This window comes from Thermogemmatispora onikobensis (assembly GCF_001748285.1).
In the GTDB taxonomy this organism is placed as follows: domain Bacteria; phylum Chloroflexota; class Ktedonobacteria; order Ktedonobacterales; family Ktedonobacteraceae; genus Thermogemmatispora; species Thermogemmatispora onikobensis.
The window spans coordinates 14,333-33,521 of the sequence record NZ_BDGT01000038.1 but is presented as its reverse complement, the minus strand read 5'-3'; the positions used below and the strand labels follow the sequence as shown (position 1 = coordinate 33,521).

Below are 19,189 nucleotides of genomic sequence, written 5' to 3'. Positions count from 1 at the left end.
TTGCGCGCCTTCTCATTGATATCTTTCTATGTCATCATGCCTGAATGTACTCTGAAAGGAGGAGAGCGGTCAAGCGCGCCTTGCTACTGTTAGGACCATAGTACCGCGAGGTAGGAGTCTTCTTAACCGCCTGCTTCTTATCGGCTCACCACCGCTGTTGCGCCCTTTGGAGCAGTCGCTTCCTTCTGTCGAGTTTCTGAGATCGCTTGAGAGGAGACGAACCACTCAGAGGAAGAATTGACCTTTTTGAGCCATCACGATATACTGCTTTCGCATTGGGCCGCAGTGAACCGCTATGGGGAGCTGCGCTGTCTGTGCCCGCTCATGTCATGGATTAGCAGGGCAGACAGGGATATTTTCCAGAAGGAGAGCTGGATGCAAGGCCACGGCCAATACAAGCCTTTCCTCAAGCTATGGCTACTGATATCCTTTACCCTCGCACTCGCCTTCAGTGGCTGCGCGGGTCTGCCTGGAACTGGGGGCACTGCCACGACGACCCCCACGCCGCGCTCAGCCACTCCCAGCGCAGCAGCCGAGAGCTGTCCCCCAGTCCTCTTCAGCTCTGCAGTCACTTGCTATACTCCTCTCCAGCTTCGCCAATACTACGGCTTCGAGCCGCTGATCCAGCGTGGCTATACCGGTAAGGGCCAGACCATTATCGATATCGTCTCGTTTGGCAGCCCCACCCTGCAGCAGGATCTCGATGTCTTCAGTCGTCGTTTTCACCTGCCTCTCACCAGGGTTCAAGTGATTCAGCCGGTCCAGAAGCCGGAATACGATCCCCATCACGATAAGAGCGGCTGGGCCGGAGAAACCGAACTCGACGTGGAGATCATTCATGCGCTGGCTCCCGACGCCAGGATTGTGGTACTGGTCAGCCCCGTGGCGGAGACGGAAGGCACGGTCGGGTTGCCCGAGTTTCGCCAGTTGATTCAGTATGCTATCGATCACCACCTGGGCACGATCGTCTCCCAAAGCTGGGGGGCTTCCGAGGTAACGCTGGAGGATGCTGCTGGTCAGCAGGAGATCCAAGAGTGGAACGCCCTGCTCCAGCGGGCGACATTAGAGGAGCATATGACTTTCTTCAGCTCTTCGGGAGACAACGGCGCCACCGATTACGCCGATTTGAATATGTCGCGGCTCTCGCCCAAGGCCACGACCAGTTTCGCCGCCGACGTGCCCTGGGTGACTAGCGTGGGGGGGACAACGTTGCTGCGCCAGGGGCAGCAGGTCCATGAGATCGGCTGGAGTAAGAGCGGTGGCGGCTTCAGTCGCTTCTTCCCGGAGCCAGCCTATCAGAAGTCCCTGCCTGCCGCTACTCAGGCAGCCTTCCAGGGCCGACGTGGCATTCCCGATGTGGCCGCTGCTGCTGACCCGGCAACCAACCTGGCTTTCTACTTCAACGGCGTCTGGGAGACGGTCGGTGGGACCAGCGCCTCCGCTCCAATGTGGGCAGCCCTGGCGGCGATTGCCAATCAGATGGCCGGTCATCCACTCGGTTTTCTGAACCCAGCCCTGTATACCATTGCTGCTTCAGCGAACTACCAGCGCGATTTCCACGATATTACTGTGGGAGATAACAGCGTCGACCAGGGTGTGAATGTGCCCGGTTACCCCGCCGAAGCAGGCTGGGATGCTGTGACCGGGCTGGGCAGCCCCAATGCACAATACCTCATTCCCGATCTGATTCGCACCCAGGCAACCCTGGCAGCAGCAGGTCAGTAATCCGCCGCCGGCCAGGGAGCAGGCGGGCTGCCAGACAAAGCTGGCGCACCTTGAACGGATAGGTTTGCCCAGGTGCGCCAGTCCGTCTGTCAATCGGCTGCTGACCTCAGCAGGGGCCAGACCCTCCTCCCCAGACCCTGGTCAGAGCAGGCCCTTCCTGACACATAGCTCTGCGTTTAACAGGGAGCCACCCGCTGCACCGCGGATAGTATTATGGGCCAGGGCGACAAATTTATAGCTCAAGACGGGGCAGGGACGCAGGCGCCCCAGGGTGACCGCCATTCCCCGACCCGCATCGCGATCGTGCAGCGTCTGTGGACGATCCTCTTCGCTGCGGTAGATCAGCGGTGGCAGAGGAGCGCTCGGCAGTTGCAAACGCTGCGGTTCAGGCAGGAAGTGCTCCCAGGCCGAGATCACCTCTTCGGGTGAGGCCTGGCGCTCTAGCTCGACGCTCACGCACTCCAGGTGGCCCTCGCGCGTGGCGATACGATTGCAGTGCGCGCTCACAACCAGTGGCGCCCAGTTGAAACCCTCTTCTTCACGCCACTCGCCCAGCATCTTGAGCGTCTCGCTCTCAACCTTCGGCTCCTCACCAGAGATGAAAGGAATGGCGTTGTCGAGAATATCGTAGGAGGGCAGACCTGGATAGCCAGCCCCAGAGATCGCTTGCAGGGTCGTCACCAGAACTTTGCGCAGGCCAAAGGCTTGCTGCAAGGGCTTAAGCGCCATCACCAGCGGCGTGGCCGAACAATTCGGATTCGTCACAATGCAGCCGCTCCAGCCCCGACGTTTGCGCTGCTGCTGAATGGCCAGGGCATGCTCAGCATTGACCTCGGGCACCAACAGTGGTACATCAGGCTCCATGCGGTAGCTCTTGGCATTGCTGAAGACGGCCACGCCGGCCCGTGCAAAAGCAGCCTCGACCTCACCAGCCACCTCAGCTGGCAGAGCCGAGAAGGCGATCTTGATCTCTGGCAGGGCCTCCGGGCGGCAAGGCAAGACCGGCAGCCGGGCTACCTGCTCGGGCATGCTGCCACCAAGACGCCAGCGCGCTACCTCGCCATAGGGGCGCCCCCCGTGCACGTCAGAGGCCGCCAGAGCTACCAGCTCGAACCAGGGATGGCCTTGCAATAGCTCGATGAAGCGCTGCCCTACCATGCCAGTCGCCCCGAGCACCGCCACCGGGAGACGTTGTTGCATCTGTTGCATCGTCAAGGCATCCTCCTTTGCCCATGCCTTCTACTCGCGCGTCCTCTCGATTCTAGCGGGCCTTCAGCGCTTCCAGACGCTTTTCATGGGCCGGATGGCGTACAAGAGGAATCACCGGCGCGATCAAATCTCGATGGAGGCAGCGCAGAGCACGCTCGCTGTCACCATCTTCAACGATGAGAATAATGCCCTGCTCGGAAGCACCCTGGGAGATAACGGGAATGCGCTCGCGCGCCAGCGCGCTGATCGCCCGGGCCGGACTCATCGGATCGCTCGTAAAACCAGAGCCGAGGCAGGCACAGGCCGCCAGACCCGGGCGACAGCTAACTCGCCAGTGACCCAGGTCATGCTGAAGCAAGGAGACAACAGAGGCCGCGGCCTGCTCTTCGACCATAAACGAGAGATGATGACCAGAAGAGGAGCAGATGGCCACGGGGGCCGCCCCAACGCGAGCCGCCAGAGCAAAGACTTGACCAGCGTTCTCGGGAGCACCAAACATGTTGGTACTCTCAACGGTCACCAGGGCCAGGCGCCGCCGAACGGTGATGGCCGTGGCCCCACTGTGATACTTGCCCTCCGGCCCAATGAGCGTGCCGTGCATCTGTGGCCGGAAGGTGTTACGCACACGCACAGGGATATTGCGCTGGGCTACCGGGATCAGGGTGCGCGGATGCAAGACTTTTGCCCCAAACCAGGAGAGGCGCGCCGCCTCCGCATAGGTCAAGGCCGGCAGTAGACGCGCATTGGCAACGATGCGCGGGTCGGCGGACATGACCCCATCCACGTCGGTATAGATGGCAACTTCGCAGCAGTCGATCGCGGCCCCAATGACAGTGGCAGAGTAGTCGGAGCCGTTGCGCCCCAGGGTTGTGACCAGACCAGCAGGTGTGCGCCCGATAAAGCCCGGGGCCACCGGGACCGTCCGCCCCCGCCCCTGGAGCAAAGGCAGCAGCAGCTGCTGCGCCCGCGCGCGCGTTTCCTCTTCCAGCGGCTCAGCGCCAATGACAGCGCCCGGCTCGCTCGGCGCATGGCCCTGCGGCTCTCCCGTTACGATAACCTCTTCACGCACTGGAGCAGCCGCTACTCCCGGCAGGCTGAGATCATTGATGGCAGCAGCCAGCAAGAGCACCGAGAGACGCTCACCCCAGGCCGCTACGGCGTCGACATAGCCCTCACAGCCAGCGGCCTCACGCTCCAGCCCGGCCAGCGCCTCTTCGAGAGTGGCGCGCAGCTCCGCCAGGCGCATTCCATCATGAACAGCCTTCTCAGCGGCCTGAAGATGCCGATCACGTAGAGCCGCCAACTCGCGGCGCCACTCGAGGCTCTCGCCCCGCCGGGCAAAATGGGCAATGCGCAGCAGCTGATCTGTAATGCCCGACATCGCTGAGACCACCACGACGGGGAAAGGCGCCCCCTCGTTGAGAGCTTTACTGGCCGCCTGAGCCACAATCTGAGCAACACGGCGAATACGCTCGCCACTGCCAACAGAGGTACCACCAAACTTTAGCACACAGAGCGAACACTCAACATCCATTGACAATCACCCTTTATCTCCCAGGCGAGGCACCACTTGCTGGCCTCGCTTCTTCCTACGCAACACCAAGCGGCTCGCCAAGTTTGGTCGAGACCGCACGCAACGCCTGATCCAGATCTTCAATCAGATCTTCAACTGTCTCCAGGCCAATCGACAGGCGAATAAAATCGGGGGTTACGCCCGTTTCGAGCTGCTCATCGGGGGTCAGCTGCGAGTGAGTGGTGCTGGCCGGATGGATGATCAGTGACTTGGCGTCGCCCACATTCGCCAGATGAGAGAACAGCTCTACATGGCGAATCAGCATCTTACCGGCTTCCAGTCCTCCCTTGATCCCAAAGCCCAGAATAGCCCCATAGCCGTGCGTCAGATAGCGCGCCGCCAGCTCGTGCTGAGGATGGCTGGACAGGCCAGGGTAGCTGACCCAGCTCACCGCTGGGTGCTCCTCTAAAAACTCAGCGATACGGAGGGCGTTCTGGCTATGGCGCTCCATGCGCAAGGGAAGCGTCTCCAGCCCTTGCAGGAAGAGCCAGGCATTGAAAGGACTGACAGCGGCGCCAATATCGCGCATCAACTGTACGCGGGCCTTGATGATATAGGCGAGCGGCCCAAAAGCCTCGACATAACGCAGACCATGATAAGAGGGGTCCGGTTCAGTAAAGGCCGGGAAGCGGCCATTGGCCCAGTCAAACTTGCCGCCATCAACAATTACCCCGCCGATGGAGGTGCCATGTCCGCCGATGAACTTGGTGGCCGAATGCACCACAATATCAGCCCCATGCTTGAGCGGCTGCAACAAATAGGGCGTAGGTAAGGTATTATCAACAATTAAAGGAACACCGTATTCATGGGCAATGGCAGCTACTGCCTCGATGTCAAGCATATCCAGCCGGGGATTGCCCAGGGCCTCGGTGTAGATCGCCTTGGTGCGCTCGGTGATCGCAGCGCGGAACTGCTCCGGGTCCCGGCTGTCGACGAAGCGCACCGTGATGCCGAGCTTCGGCAAGGTGTAGCGGAAGAGATTATAGGTGCCGCCGTAGAGGCTGGTGGAGGAGACCACCTCATCGCCTGCCTCAGCAATAGTCAGAATGGCCAGCGTCTCCGCCGCCTGGCCGGAAGCGGTTGCCAGCGCCCCCACACCGCCCTCCAGGGCTGCTATTCGACGCTCGAAGGCGTCCTGAGTGGGATTCATAATGCGCGTATAGATATTGCCGAACTTGCGCAGGGCGAAAAGATCGGCGGCGTGCTCCGGGCTATCGAAAACAAACGAGCTTGTTTGGTAGATAGGAACGGCCCGGGCACCTGTGGCGCTATCAGCCGTTTCCTGACCTGCATGCAACGCCAACGTCTCAAAACCATAACTACGATTGCTGTTCAGTGCCATGAGAGAATCTACTCCTGAGACAAACCAGATCTAACGACAGACCGCCACCGTAGAGGCGGACAGGAAAATCAACGGCGCTTCGGGCAAGGAAATGGGTGGGCCCCCAGCAAGGCGGAACGTGCTCAGGTTTCCAGCCAGCGCAGAGCAGCGCTCATCTGCTCCCACTCTTTCAAGAAAGCATCGTGGCCATGAGGAGAATCCAACTCGATATAGGAGGCATCTCCTCCAAGCTCCCGCACTCGCCCGGCCAGCCAGCGGACCCGCGCCGCCGGAAAGAGAAAGTCAGAGCGAATGCCGATAAAGAGCGCACGGCTGCGAATACGAGCAAGAGCTGCATCCAGAGAAGGGTAGCCCTCGCTGACATCGTAGAGATCCATTGCGCGACTCAGATACAGATATGTGTTAGCGTCGAAGCGCCTCACCAGAGACTGGCCCTGATAATACAGATAATTCTCTACATCGAAGCGCTTTCCCAGGCTTGGGGTGCGGGTCGGTGTAGGAATCTCACAAGAGCGAGCCGGGCGACGGGAGAAGCGCAGCTCCATTGCCTCTTCGCTCTGGTAGGTAATCATGCCGAGCATGCGCGCGATGGCCAGGCCGGCATCGGGTCCCTGGCCGGGCGGATAATCGCCGCCCTGCCAGCGCGGGTCGAGCATAATGGCCTGGCGCCCCACTTCACTGAAGGCAATAGCCTGAGCAGTCAAAGCCGCCGTGGCGGCCACCACGATGACCTTCTCCACCAGCTCCGGGTAGCAGACTGCCCATTCCAGCGCCTGCTGTCCCCCGATCGAGCCGCCGGCCACAACCAGGCGGCGAATACCCAGGTGCTCTATCAGGCGGCGCTGGGCATGGACCATATCGCGGATCGTGACCAGCGGGAAACGCATGCCGTAGGGTTGCCCCGTGCTCGGATCGATCGAGGCAGGGCCAGTACTGCCATAGCAGCCGCCGAGCACGTTTGAGCAGACGACAAAGTAGCGCGACGTATCGAAGGGCCGGCCAGGACCGATCAGTGGGTTCCACCAGGCGGCCTTCGGGTCGTCCGGGTGCTCAGGATCGTGGGCATGCGAACTGCCCGTCAGGGCATGAGCGATCAGGATGGCATTGTCGCCTGCCGCGTTGAGGCGCCCCCAGGTTTCGTAAGCCAGCGTCACGGGGCCAAATTGGCCACCGTACTGAAGCGGCAACGAGTCGAAGGTATAGCTTTGCAAGTGATTCACAGGAGCAGGCTGTGTACCTGTCACCACGCTGTGCTCGACGCGAGCCACCATGTGCACACTCCTTGCAACAAAAAGGGAACAAAAAAACCCTCACCCTACCCAGGGGCGAGGGACAGTCTCTTCGCGGTACCACCCTGTTTTGCCAGCGCCTCACGACGCTGGCCTTGGAGTGTTGCCGAGTCACGTCGCCCCAGGCTCGACCGCGGCTCTCCTCTCCAGCAGAAGCCTTGCCTTGCCTGGGACCTATCTTGTTGCTCGCAACACTGCAGCCTGTAACGGAGCCACCCGGCACAGTCTACTCGCCCGCCAACGCGGGCCTTCAACCTGCAACTCGGAGGGCATTTTCAACGCCGCCGCAGCGCCGGCATCTCAGCGCCACCGACTCTCTGTAGCCGCACACGACGTCTACTCGTCCTCGTCAACGTCATTCTCGATTCGATTGACCGCTAGACGACTGGTGAGCACACTCGTACCCGCCCGGTACCGGTACGCGGGGCAAGAAAAAACCCCTTTTTGTGAAAAGGGGTCTTTAGCATCATTGCCAGGTTCCCCTCATCTTGCGGAACGGTGTTCCGCCGGAATTGGCACCTTGCCAGCAGCTCTGCTGGCGGGTTGCCGGGCTTCACAGGGCCGTCTCCCTCCACCCGTCTTGATGAGAGCGCTAACCGCGTCGGTTCAATTGTTCGGGTACATTATAGTTGTTAGTTAGTATAGCGGAGATGGCTGGCGCTGTCAAGGGTCAGCGTGGCGATGGCTGCGACGTGGCCTGGCTGGCCTCATGACCACTCCAGGTCGCTCGCCCGCTGGCCAGAGAGGTGTGAAGTAGGGCAGGTTGCCTGAACAAGAAGAGAAGGACGAAAGGAAGGCTATGAATCAGTCAAGGTCTGAACCCATGTTGTTACCAGCGGAGAAGGCAGCCGAGGCCTGCCAGGTTTTGGCCCGGGCTTTCCAACGCGATCCACTGATGGTCTTTGTGCTTCCCGAGGAGAAGCGACGGGCCGTTGTCTTGCCCGGCCTGTTTACCATGACGGTGCAGTATTGTCTGCGCTACGGCCAGGTCTACACCACTTCTGGCCTGGAAGGGATCGCTTGCTGGCTGCCACCGGGAGAGACGACCCCAACGCTGGAGCGCCTGCTGAGCATCGGCCTGCGCTTTCCTCCTCTGCGCCTCGGCCTGGGTAGTCTTTGGCGGATCGGCCTGGCCGAGCGCTATGCCGCCCGCCAGCATGCGCTCCACACTCATGGGCCACACTGGTACCTCTGGGCCTTGGGCGTTGATCCCCCTTACCAGGGCCAGGGAATCGGCAGCGCTTTGCTGGAAGTCGTCTTCCAGCAGGCCGACGCTCGCCATCTCCCTTGCTACCTGGAAACCCAGAATCCGCGCAACGTCGGCTTTTACGAAAAGCATGGCTTTCGCGTGGCCAGCGAGACGCCCATTCCCCACAGCCAGGGCTTGCGCCTGTGGGCCATGCTGCGCGAAGCCCGGACTACTGCGCCTTCATCCCTTTCCCGGTCTTAGCGCGTCCCATAACTTGGCTGGCCCAAGGCAACATGATGACGCCTCTGGCCAAAGAGCAGGTAGAGCAATGGCCCAAGGAAGGGGATGAGCCAGATGACTGCCAGCCAGAGGAGCTTGCCCGCAGCTGAATGATCATCCTCTAGAATCATGAACGTCTCAATAATGTGCCCGACAATCGGCACAAAGACGATTATGAGAAAGAGCAGCGAATTGAATAAACATCCACGCTCACCGGACATGGCGCCTCCTTAGTACTACCCTGCCCGCGCAGGGCAACAGAGCAAAGCAGGCCACTCGGAAAATGAGCCTGCTGTTGACCTTCATACGGCTCGCAAACGACTTGCATCTCTTGAGGGGGAAGATATCCAGAGCGAGAGAACGTATGTTATATACCCACTGGCAGCCCAATCACAAAGAGCCTGTTCTCTCTACCTGGCTCTTCCCTCCAGAGACACGGATCAGCCGGCCTGAAGGTGACAGCTCCGAGAGGGCAAAGTGAGGCGAGCACAGCGAGAGAGCGGAGGAAGCAGTACAGGTGTGTAAGTAGGTGCGTGGGGAGGGGGCGAGCGCCTCCCTAGAGAGCAAGACGCTCGCCAAGCAGGCGCCGCGCCAGGTTCATACTGAGTGGACGATATACATACTCGTAGCCGCCGATGAAGCGGACTAGCTGGCCACCCCAGCCGCGCTTGAAGCGGTAAACCCCCGCCAGCGGCTCATGTTCGTCTTCCGTTTCAGGAATCCCCCATAGATCGTAGCGGAGAGCCCCAGCGGCGCGCGCGCGGCGCATTGCTTCCCACTGGAGCAAATAATTGGGCATCAGCTGGCGCAGCTCGTTGCTGGAGGCCCCATAGAGATAGACGGCTTCGCGTCCCATCCGTCCCACGAAGATCCCCGCTAAGAGCCGCCCTTCATACTCGGCCAGGAGCAAATCGAGCTGGTTGCGAGGAGCGAGAATCAGCCAGGCGTGCTCATAGTACTCGTAATGATGGATGCCAAAGCCATCGCGCGCCGCTGTAACTTTCAATAGCTCGTACCAGGCGCGCACATCTTCAAGGGTCTGCGCCTCACGTACCCTGACACCCCGTCGGGCAGCCAGGCGCAGATTATAGCGCCATTTCTCCTTCATCCGCGCCAGGAGCGTCTCCTCATCGGCATGGAGATCAACCATGATGGTGCGCAGAGGCTGGATGGTGCGCACAGGACGGAAGTTGCAAGTCAGCAGGCGACGGGTCACCGTCTCTCCCAGTTCGGTACCGGCCTGGAGCGGTGGCTCCAGGCGCAGGGCTAAGGCTCCACGCCGGCGGAGCAGGCGGTGGAGGGCCGTCCAGAAAGCAGAGCAGCTTTCCTCATGAGACCAGTCGAGCACTGGACCGCGAGGAACGTAAGCCAGATGACCACACCAGTATGGCACCTGGGGCGCGCCGCGGCAGAGGACCTGAGCGGCGGCCACCATGCGCCCCGTCGCCCGCTCGCAGAGCGCCAGGCGCAGCGGTCGCCAACCCGCCTCGGCCTTTAGCTCACCCCAGCCCCAGCTCTGCAGCAGATGGCCATCGTGATGCTCTAGAAAGCTATCCCAGACCCGGCGCTCGCCAATCGTCTTCAAGATATAGCCTTGCTTCATGGGCCTTATTGTATCATGCCCAGCCTTTTCGACAAGAGAGACACCTGCCCTGAAAGGTGGCCGATGGACAGGCACGAGGAGGCCCGGTCAGGGAGAGCGTGCGAACTGGCACAGCAATGATATAATATCGTCTGGTGGGTTTCCCCACTATGCACACCTGTCCACAAGCGGAGAGGTAAGGCATCGGTCAGTCAGCAAGTCAAGGCTGGTACTACTGGCGGGAGGGACGCCAGCCCTCACCGCAGATCAGGAGGCAACAGGTGAAAATAGTGATCCTCGGTTGTGGCCGCGTTGGCGCAACGCTGGCCAATATGATGGATCGCGCGGGTCACCAGGTCTCGGTCATCGACTATAGCAGCGAAGCCTTCCAGCGTCTTGACCCCGACTTCAAGGGCGAGACCATCCTGGGCAATGGGGTCGATGAGGACATCCTGATCCGCGCCGGTATCAAGGAAGCCGACGCCTTCGCGGCGGTCACGAATGGCGATAATCGCAACATCATGGCGAGCCAGATCGCCAAGGAAATCTTCCACGTCAAAAAGGTCGTCTGCCGTATTTACGACCCGATTCGGGAGCGCACCTATCACGAGCTGGGACTGGAGACCTTCTGTCCTACGACGATAGGGGCGCAGATGCTGGCTGAGGCACTCCTCGGTGAGCCTGCAGCAGCAAAAGCAGCGCAACAAGACGAGAAACAATAGAGGATAGCTCTATGTATATCATCATTGGAGGCGGTGGCGACATCGGCTACTACCTCACCAAAACGCTCCTGAACCAGGGACACGAGGTCTTGCTCCTTGAGAAGGATGCCGCGCGCTATCAGGCGCTGAGCGAAGAGCTGGGGGAAGCCGTCGTGCGTGGCGACGCCTGCGAAGCGCGCGTTATGGAAGATGCCGGTGTCAAGCGCGCCGATGTGGTCATCGCCGTCACCGGTGAAGACGACGACAACCTGGTCATCTGCCAGATGGCCAAGCGACGCTTCAACGTTAATCGCACCATCGCCCGGCTCAACAACCCGAAACACGAAAAGATCTTTCAGAAGCTTGGCATCGATATCACTGTCAGCCCAACCAAGGCGATTCTCTCGCTCATCGAGGCGGAGATACCAACAACACGCTTTGTGCCGCTCATGAAGCTACGCAGGGCGGGCCTTGACTTCGTCGAACTGCGCATTCCCGCGGAGTCGCCCACGATCGGCAAGACCCTACGCGAGATCAACCTGCCGCGCAATAGCAACCTGGCCCTGATCGTGCGGAATAACCAGCCCATTATCCCCAACGCCGACACCGTGATCGAGGAAGATGACGAGATCTTCGCACTGGTGAGTCCAGAAGGCGAGGACGCCATTCGCAAAGCTTTTGGGGCACTAGGCTAAAGCTGGCCGCTTGCCCTCCTTAGCGTTCGACGGGTTCATCCTGCTCCTGTTGCTCACCCTGAACAACCGTGTGGCGCTGTTCTTGCGGCTCGGGAAAGGGGCGCAGAAGGTCGAGCTGCTCGATCTTCTCCTCCAGATCGATCCCCTTCTTGATAGCCGGAGCGGCGCTGACACGGTTCATCCCTCGCTCAAGTATCTCCTCGCTTGTCACCGGCAGACCTTGAGCGGCCCTGGCTTCACCGGTCAGGCCCGGCTGCTGCTGAGTGCGACGCCGGCGTAAGACCCACGGCTGACGACGCGAGGTCAAGATCTGCTCGGCGCTCTCCCCTTTCACCAGGGAGCGGTAGATGCTGGTTACCACCACCCAGGCGGCGGCAACAATCGGGGTGGCGATCAGGGCGCCAAAGGCTCCGAAGAGCTGGGCTCCGATGATCAAGGCCAGGATCGAGGCCACTGGATGCAGCCCCACAGCATGCCCCACGATGCGCGGACCCAGCACATTGCTTTCGACAATTTGAATGATCACGAAGTAGCCGATGACCACAAAGGTGCGCGGAAACGGCTCGGGCAAGAGCAGGGAGATGGCCACCGCCGGCAATGAGGCCAGGGCCGGGCCTACCATAGGAATGGTCTCAAAGAGAAAGGCCAGGGCCCCCACAATCAAGGCGTAGTCTCTGAGTCCCAGCCAGGGGGTGGCGCAACCCAGACCCGCCAGGACTCCAATGATGACTGCCAGTGTTAACTGACCGCGAATATAGTTGCCGACGACGCGGTTGAGAGCATCTTCGAAGAGGAGAAAGTGAGGGAGCGAGCGCCTCGGCATTACCTTGAAAAGGCTGTCGCGGATTCGCTTGCCATCCAGGGTCAGGTAGAAGCTGAGGACAGTCACCAGAACGACATTGACGATGAGATCGGTGAGGGTGAAGAGAAAGCCGACAATGTTGTTGACGAGCGAACGCGCGAAGTCGGTCGCCTGCACCTCGATCTGCGTCAAGACGCTGTCGATCTTCTCTTGCGGAATGCCCTGGTCAACAAGGAATTTTTGCAGCTTTGCCGAAAGCTCAGGAAGCTGATAGGCATAATTCTGGATGGTCACCGAGAAGGTCTGGGCCTGACGAATGAGGGCAAAGAGTAAGGCGTAGAAGAGGCTCCCAACTACCACCAGGACCACCGCGTAGACGAGCAGTGTGGCTAGCGAGCGCGGCAGGCCAAAACGCTGGAGCCTGTCGACAAGGGGCGAGACCAGAAAAGCTATGGCCATAGCCAGCAGGAGCAGCACCAGCGCATGCAAAAAGAGACCGGAAATGCTCCACCCTAACCAGCCCAGAATACAGATGCAAACAATGCTAATGAGGACATCACGAACACGTTGCCAGTTGACACGCTCCATGCACTCTCTCCTTACCAGGCTCAGCTAGCGCTGGCTCAAGCGATCTTCCACCGGAATCGTCCGCTTCTATTATGCTCCTCTCCCGATGGGAAGACAAGCAGGGGAGGGAGACTCGATCGGGTTGGATTGAGCGCCTGCCCGGCAAAGCTGCGCTTTTCTCCAGGGCTATCTTACTAGAGAGAGCCAGCTTGCTTGCCAGGTGAGTAGATGCTGAGGCCAGCCAGGCCACGGCTGTCTACGCAGGTCAAGTTCCCTTTTGCCAGGAGCATGGGGCGGATGCCGCCCGCTAACCTCGCCAGAGATCGAGGGGAGAAAAATCCTTTCCTCCAACGTAACTTTTTAGAGCAGGATACGTTTGTAAACCTTGGGGAGTCTGTACGGTCGGTTGCTTCTCTAGAGGTTATCAGCCAGAAGGGAGAAGAAGGCATCACGCTCGACAGAGCGAGGCCAGCCTGTCTCTGTCCTTGTAAGATCCTCGCAGCCTGCAGCCAACAACTACGGCGGTACCTTGGTCTAGCCATCGTTAAACTGTCGTCTGGTTATCGTCTACGAGAATGTCGGCGTATCTAAACTTCTAAGGGATGTGCCCATGAGCGGTCTCGCTATTCTGCTAAGCCAAACTATTATATATTGGACACTTCTGATACTACTCATTGCATGGATAATCGTTTTCGCTGTTCTCGCATTACGCCCAGAACCGTCCACTAAAGAAGGGACTGAAGGGCGCGCCTATTCCCTCCCAGCTGCCGCGGAAGTCAGTGTTGTGCCCGAGTTTCAGCTTTCAGGTCAGCTGCGTCAGCAGTCGCCGGCGCTGCAAACCGTGGGGGCAGCTGCGCAATCGGAGCGCGACAGCTGAGTCTGACCGCGTCTGCTCTGCTCTGTTTTGCTCTCTTCCGCAAAGGGGGCAGGCCAGCCAGGGTGCAAAGCAGCGCCAGCCAGTCGGTTGTGGCCTTCCTGGCCGGGGAGAGGTGCTGGCCCTGGCCAGCTCTCTCCCGATGAGAGGGTGGTTGTGGACCCTGCTGCCCTGGGGCTGGGGACGAGGAAGCGCTCTCGTATCAGGGGGAGGTGAACCTGAGCGGCTCACCAGGGCGAGCGGGGCGGAAGGAACCATTTTCGTTGATAAAGAAAAAGTGGCTGTCCTCGATGGTCACAACCATATCGGGCCTGCCATCGCCGTTGACGTCCTGGAAGCTGAGCGTCACCGGTGCCAGATCCTGCCCAGGCCCGACCAGCACTGGCCCCACGTAGATGCGAGCCTTGGTAGCATCGCCGCCAGGAAATTCGATAATCTCCACGTGGCGATTGAGATTCAAGGCGATAAAATGGCTTGGGTTCGCAGAGGAATCGCCATGTCCCACCACAGCATCGACCTGAAAGGTGCGTGGACGCCCATAGCGCCAGTCGTCGAGCGTAGTCTGCCACCAGCCGGCCAGGGCGCTCAGAACGACCCAGCCAACGACCATCGTGAGCCAGAAGAGGCCCAGCCACATGAGCCAGTGATAGCGCCTGGCGGTCTTCTGGGATGGCAGTGCTGGCCGCAATGGCTCCTCAGTGCGCCGCTCGCGGGCCCGTTCCGATGGAGCGGCTGTCGGGCCTGGTGCAGGCTGACGCTCGCTGGCCCGGCGACGCGCAGGTCCGGGTGTCCTCATCTCGCTTTGGCGTTGAGCAGTGCCACGCCGTGCGCTGACGAGGCTGCTCTCCGGTAGGGCATCGGCGCGGGCCCGGCCAACCTCAGTCTTTACATCGACCAGGGCCTGATAGCGACGCACAACGCTGGTGGGACGCGCCTCCTTCCAAAAGGCGTCATCTTCCTCGTGATTCGCACTCGCCAGTTCGTCATCGCTGCGCGGGGGCTGACGCAGAGGGAGAACCTCCGCTTCTCGCCGAAGATGGCTCGGGTTCAAACTGTCACCTGCTTCCTTTCTTCCGCTTAGGCTTCGGGGATGAATTAGAAATTTTGTTCTAGTTTTGAGGGACAGTATACCTTACAGCGCCCTCTTCGTCAAGCTACGCTTTTCGATGTTGAGGGGTAGATTCCAGCACTCAATTCAATGGAGATGGGCCATTGCCACCAGCCTGGTCGGCCTTAAGGGCTGCGCGGGGTCATACGCAGGTAGAGATAGGCATCGAGTAAGCCGCGCAGGGAGCCGATCAGGGCCAGTAGACCTGCCCAGAGGAGCAGGGCGATCCAGGGAGGATTAAACTGGACAAAGAACCAGCTCTGTCTGGCGATGAGTAGCCCCCAGGCAGAGGCAAGCAGAAAGGCCGCCAGAAACATGAAGAGACCAGCACAGGCACTGGTGCGTATGAAGGAGGCCGTGGAGAGCTTGCGCGTCTCTATGGCTACGACCGCGCCTGGCGTCGGAGCAGCCACAAGAGCTATGAGCAATAAACCGAGCATATTGAGCAGATGAGAAGCAAAGAGGTGCTGGGCTGAGGTAGCGAAAGTCAGGATCAAGATGATGGTGAGGGGCAGAAGGCCGGTGAGAGCTGCCTCGGCAGCGGCCCGCCAATGGACGGGCGCGACTTCGACCTGATCGTGGGCCACATCGACTTGCCCCAGCTGACGCACGGCGTAGATGTTGCTGCCTAACAGCAGGATATAGGCCAGCAGCGGCAGCCAGGGAGCGGCGGCATCAGTCAGCCCAACCAAAAGGGTGGCGCCGGCCAGGGCAATCAGGGAGGCTGCACTGGTGCGGTAGATGGCTCCTCTGACATTGCGCAGAGAGGAGCGGGTCACGCCGCAGAATCCGAGAGCGGCGAGGGTTAGCAGATTGACACCCGTGGCCAGCAAGACCCCGAGGTCAGCCAGCAGCAGGCCCTTGCCGCTGCTGAGCCCGTAGAGTAGAGCGAGAATCGGGAACTGGGCCACCAGGGCGATGAGGATCAGGCTATAGTAGAAGAGACGCCGCCCCTCGTGGAAGATCGGGGCAGGCTCGGTCTCTTCATCCGGCGAAACAGGCGGCGTGAGCTGCTCCTGAACTTGCTGCTGCGAAGGCCATTCCCAGGGACGTGGCCCTTGCTGCCAGGGAGTGCGCCCTTCTGGGGAGGGGCCTCCCGCCCGGCCTTTTGGTCCTGCTCCAACAACCTCGCTCACCGCCTCCCTCACCGGTTCGGCAACGGTCAGATCGCTATTGTCGGCATTGCCGCTGATGCGCAATACGCCCGAAGCAGGGGCAGGCGAGGCCCCCAGCACGGCGCTGCGCAGGGCGGCAGCTAGCTCTAGCGCGCTCTGATAGCGATCTTCGGGACGCTTGGCCAGGGCCTTGAGAACGACTTCTTCGACCGCTGGCGGCAGGTCGGGACGCCTCTTGCTCGGCAAGGGGACAGGTTCGCTCAAATGCTTGTTCATGACGATGAAAGGCGTGGTACCGGTAAAGGGCACGTCGCCGGTCAGGAGTTCGTAGAGCACAACCCCCATTGAATAGATGTCGGAGCGCTGATCAACCTCGCTGGTGCTGACCTGCTCGGGCGAGGCGTACTCAACGGTGCCCAGGAAGTCACCAATAGCGGTCAAGGCCGGCAAGGTCTCCAGGCGCACGATGCCAAAGTCGCTCAAGAGTAAGCGCCCATCCAGGTGGAAGAGCAAATTTGCGGGTTTGACATCGCGGTGGACGATGCCAAAGTTGTGGGCATAGTTGAGGGCATCAGCGAGCTGGCTCATGTAGCTGACGATGATGCGCAGGTCAAAGTGGCGGCCTTCGCGCTTCATCTCATCGATGCGGTCGCGCAATGTTCCCCCGCGCATGTAGGGCATAACCAGGTAAGCCAGTCTTTCATTACCGACGAGGGCTTCATCGTATTCATAGATAGGAAGAATATTTTTATGCTCCAGGCGAGCAACAGTGTCAGCTTCGCGACGAAAGCGCTCTAAGAAATTGCGCTGCTCCTCGGGGTCGTAGCTGAGGGAAGGAATCAGCACCTTGACGGCGACTGTGCGTACAGGTCGCGATTGCTGCGCCAGAAAAACCGCTCCCATGCCGCCACGTCCAATGATCCGCTCTAGTGTACATGTGCCAAGCGTCACGCCTAGAAGCTCATTGACGTCCATTCTCTATCCTTAAGAAGCAATTCCCGTGTTGTTTTTACTACCAAGCAAGCAGAGAACAGAGATGGTGGCGCTGCTGTGCCCTGCTCAGGCCCAGAGATCAGGCTGCGCGACATCTTGGGAGGCGCAGGTGCGCGAGCGACGCTCTTTCTCGCCCCGGCTTCCAGGGCCAGAACGCGGCTTGCCTTCTCGCACTGGCCGCTCCCTCGTTATAACAGCGAGCGATGGCGACTCGCTGCTCGTGCTGCTGGCTTCGGTCGTGATTGCGCTCCCCATATCTCGATAGGTGATCTGCGCCTCAAAGATGGAGCTGTGCACAATGCTCACTCCTTCGAGCTGCTCAAGCAGAGCCTCCAGAGCCGCATCATCACAGCTTGCCAGGCATGGCCATTGCCGGCGTAGCTCAGCCACTACAGCGCTCCAGGCCGTTGTGCCACGTTCTTCTATCCACTTTACGAATGAGGCGGCAAAGCGTTCAAACCACTCTTGCGTATAGAGGCCGACGCCGGGAAGAAAGCGAATGCTCTGATCACTCATGACCGCTGCTGCCTGCTCCAGCTCGGTTCTCCGGTAGCAGTGCAGCAACGGATAGCAGTCACGCTCAGCTACGAAGTGCTCCCGACGAATCTGCTGCCGTATGGCCTCGCGGTCGAGGAGAGCCAGGCGCCTGGCGAAGTCATCGTAACGGCTGCGGAGCAGATGCAGGAGATCGCTGAGGGCCACCTGGCCGTCGTAGCCCACGATGGGAAAGGCCCCTTCCAGGGCAGCGAAGGCTGTCCGCGCCTCGCGAGGTACGAGAAGAATAATATCGCTACGCTCTCGTAACTGCTGCAATTTCTGTATTTTACGTTCTCGATAGGCAGGTGTCCAGAAACCCAGGATCTCGACATAAAGGCGCTGTTGCCCTCGTGAAAGGGCGAAATCGGGGATAAAGATGCCCTCTCGTAGCAGAAGTGGCTCAGGTTCACGCTCCAGATACCAGCCCTCTAGTCCTTGACCAGGGCTGCGCTCGAGCGCCTGGAAGGCAGCGGCAAAGGCGCTTTCCAGCTCGCTGTCAAAGAGAGCTTCGTCTACCCTCGCTGGCCGTCCCGTCTCTTCCGCCCCCGGCAGGGTTAGCAAGGAGAGCAGCGCAGAGTCCAGGGGCAGGCGATAGGCTCGTTCCCCCAGATAGACCAGGGCCTCGGCGGCCACAATGGCCCTGCGCAGTCGTTGGCCGCTGCCGCTGCCGCGCCCTCGTCGTCGGCTGCTCGCTCCTCCCGGTCCAGCAGAGGGCGCGTACTCCAGGAGCAGGCGACAGAGACGCGCCAGCCGCTGCCCATACTGCTGAGGGAGGCCCGTCATTTCTTGGGGTCCATAACAGGTCAGGCGCAGACGCGGGGGCTGGCCATTCTCGGAGAGTGGCAGAGGATCACCTTCCAGCTCCTCGGCGTAGTCCAGATCATAATAGACGCCAAGACGGCGGGCCAGATAGCAGAAGCGCTTGATCACCGCTCCCAGACCAACCGGCTCGGCAGCAGGCAACACCCGAGAATCGAGAAGAAAGGTCACCTGAGCTGCGCTGCTGAGAGCCGCCTCAAAGATAGCCTGGTTGTAATGGGCGATGATCAGCTCAGGCGGGGGCGCGCTTTCGCTCACCCGCACCAGGCAGGCTTCGTCTTCGTTGTCAAGAGCAAGCAGTCGCTCTAGCTCGGAGAGCGAGAGAGAGAAACGCGCCGCAAAGGCCGTGAGGGCCGCTGTGCGCTCACTGCCAGCCAGAAAACCATCGTAGCTGCTGTTGACATAGTCGAAGAGTGCGAGACGGAGCTGAACGGAGGAGGAGATTCTTGCTTGCTGGAGGGCCACCAGCGCTTGCTCGCCGACAGCAAGGCGATTCAGCTCGTCGGCCCAGGCCGGCTGTTGCCAGGTGTACCAGGTTCCAAGAACGGCAATCAGACCATCGGCAAGACGGTAGTCCCCAATACAGGCACGGGCTTCATCCAGCGAAAAGGCACGCCGTGGCTGCCCACGCAGCCCTTCATAGTAAGCAAGGAGCCGAGCGATCTCAGCGCGCAGCTCTCCCGGCTGCAGCCAGTGCAGCGCTAGATAACGCTCTCCCCCGCGGCGATAGACCTGCTTCTTGACATCTTGTAGACTGAGACGCACACACGATCTCCCTGACTTCTCGCCC

The 19,189-nt window shown here is 60.3% G+C and carries 14 protein-coding genes and 1 riboswitch; of the genes, 4 read left to right on the top strand and 10 right to left on the bottom strand.

Annotated features, from left to right (window positions below):
- The first annotated feature begins 375 nt into the window (after window positions 1-375).
- Window positions 376-1,725: a S53 family peptidase gene (locus BGC09_RS16065; protein ID WP_069805180.1), complete on the top strand. Its 1,350-nt coding sequence runs from the start codon at window positions 376-378 to the stop codon at window positions 1,723-1,725.
- A gap of 141 nt (window positions 1,726-1,866) precedes the next feature.
- On the opposite strand, the gene asd is transcribed toward BGC09_RS16065, so the two are convergent.
- From asd to metX, 4 genes are all read right to left on the bottom strand, one after another.
- Entirely contained in the window at window positions 1,867-2,934 is a 1,068-nt protein-coding gene (gene asd / locus BGC09_RS16060; protein ID WP_218104070.1) for an aspartate-semialdehyde dehydrogenase, read from the bottom strand.
- 52 nt (window positions 2,935-2,986) lie between these two features.
- Window positions 2,987-4,468: an aspartate kinase gene (locus tag BGC09_RS16055; RefSeq protein ID WP_069805178.1), complete on the bottom strand. Its 1,482-nt coding sequence runs from the start codon at window positions 4,466-4,468 to the stop codon at window positions 2,987-2,989.
- Between the two features lie 55 nt (window positions 4,469-4,523).
- Window positions 4,524-5,849 (bottom strand): homocysteine synthase, encoded by a 1,326-nt coding sequence (locus BGC09_RS16050; RefSeq protein WP_084658998.1) that lies wholly within the window; start codon window positions 5,847-5,849, stop codon window positions 4,524-4,526.
- Window positions 5,850-5,971: 122 nt separating this feature from the next.
- On the bottom strand, window positions 5,972-7,120 hold the full coding sequence (gene metX / locus BGC09_RS16045; protein WP_069805176.1) for a homoserine O-acetyltransferase MetX: 1,149 nt from the start codon (window positions 7,118-7,120) through the stop codon (window positions 5,972-5,974).
- A gap of 498 nt (window positions 7,121-7,618) precedes the next feature.
- Window positions 7,619-7,728: riboswitch (SAM riboswitch) on the bottom strand.
- A gap of 209 nt (window positions 7,729-7,937) precedes the next feature.
- On the opposite strand from metX, the gene BGC09_RS16040 reads away from it, so the two are divergent.
- Window positions 7,938-8,588: a GNAT family N-acetyltransferase gene (locus tag BGC09_RS16040; RefSeq protein ID WP_084658997.1), complete on the top strand. Its 651-nt coding sequence runs from the start codon at window positions 7,938-7,940 to the stop codon at window positions 8,586-8,588.
- Here BGC09_RS16040 and BGC09_RS16035 read toward each other — a convergent pair.
- A complete protein-coding gene (locus BGC09_RS16035) occupies window positions 8,585-8,827 on the bottom strand; it encodes a PLD nuclease N-terminal domain-containing protein (protein WP_069805172.1) in 243 nt (80 codons plus the stop codon). The genes BGC09_RS16040 and BGC09_RS16035 overlap by 4 nt on opposite strands.
- Window positions 8,828-9,162: 335 nt before the next feature.
- Entirely contained in the window at window positions 9,163-10,209 is a 1,047-nt protein-coding gene (locus BGC09_RS16025; RefSeq protein ID WP_069805168.1) for a lipid II:glycine glycyltransferase FemX, read from the bottom strand.
- Between the two features lie 182 nt (window positions 10,210-10,391).
- On the opposite strand from BGC09_RS16025, the gene BGC09_RS16020 reads away from it, so the two are divergent.
- Both BGC09_RS16020 and BGC09_RS16015 read left to right on the top strand, forming a co-directional pair.
- On the top strand, window positions 10,392-10,910 hold the full coding sequence (locus BGC09_RS16020) for a potassium channel family protein (RefSeq protein WP_369695693.1): 519 nt from the start codon (window positions 10,392-10,394) through the stop codon (window positions 10,908-10,910).
- A gap of 11 nt (window positions 10,911-10,921) precedes the next feature.
- Window positions 10,922-11,584 (top strand): potassium channel family protein, encoded by a 663-nt coding sequence (locus BGC09_RS16015; protein ID WP_069805164.1) that lies wholly within the window; start codon window positions 10,922-10,924, stop codon window positions 11,582-11,584.
- A 19-nt stretch (window positions 11,585-11,603) separates the two neighbouring features.
- On the opposite strand, the gene BGC09_RS16010 is transcribed toward BGC09_RS16015, so the two are convergent.
- The 4 genes from BGC09_RS16010 to BGC09_RS15990 all read right to left on the bottom strand — a co-directional run bounded on the left by BGC09_RS16010 (window position 11,604) and on the right by BGC09_RS15990 (window position 19,164).
- Window positions 11,604-12,974, bottom strand: a complete 1,371-nt coding sequence (locus BGC09_RS16010) for an AI-2E family transporter (protein ID WP_069805163.1) — start codon at window positions 12,972-12,974, stop codon at window positions 11,604-11,606.
- A 1,055-nt stretch (window positions 12,975-14,029) separates the two neighbouring features.
- Window positions 14,030-14,878 (bottom strand): FG-GAP repeat domain-containing protein, encoded by an 849-nt coding sequence (locus tag BGC09_RS16000; RefSeq protein ID WP_069805159.1) that lies wholly within the window; start codon window positions 14,876-14,878, stop codon window positions 14,030-14,032.
- A 182-nt stretch (window positions 14,879-15,060) separates the two neighbouring features.
- Window positions 15,061-17,025, bottom strand: coding sequence for a serine/threonine-protein kinase (locus tag BGC09_RS15995; protein ID WP_069805157.1), 1,965 nt, complete (start codon window positions 17,023-17,025; stop codon window positions 15,061-15,063).
- Window positions 17,026-17,109: 84 nt separating this feature from the next.
- Window positions 17,110-19,164 carry a DUF790 family protein gene (locus BGC09_RS15990; protein WP_069805155.1) on the bottom strand — a complete coding sequence of 685 codons (2,055 nt, stop codon included), beginning with the start codon at window positions 19,162-19,164 and terminating at the stop codon, window positions 17,110-17,112.
- Window positions 19,165-19,189 lie beyond the last annotated feature (25 nt).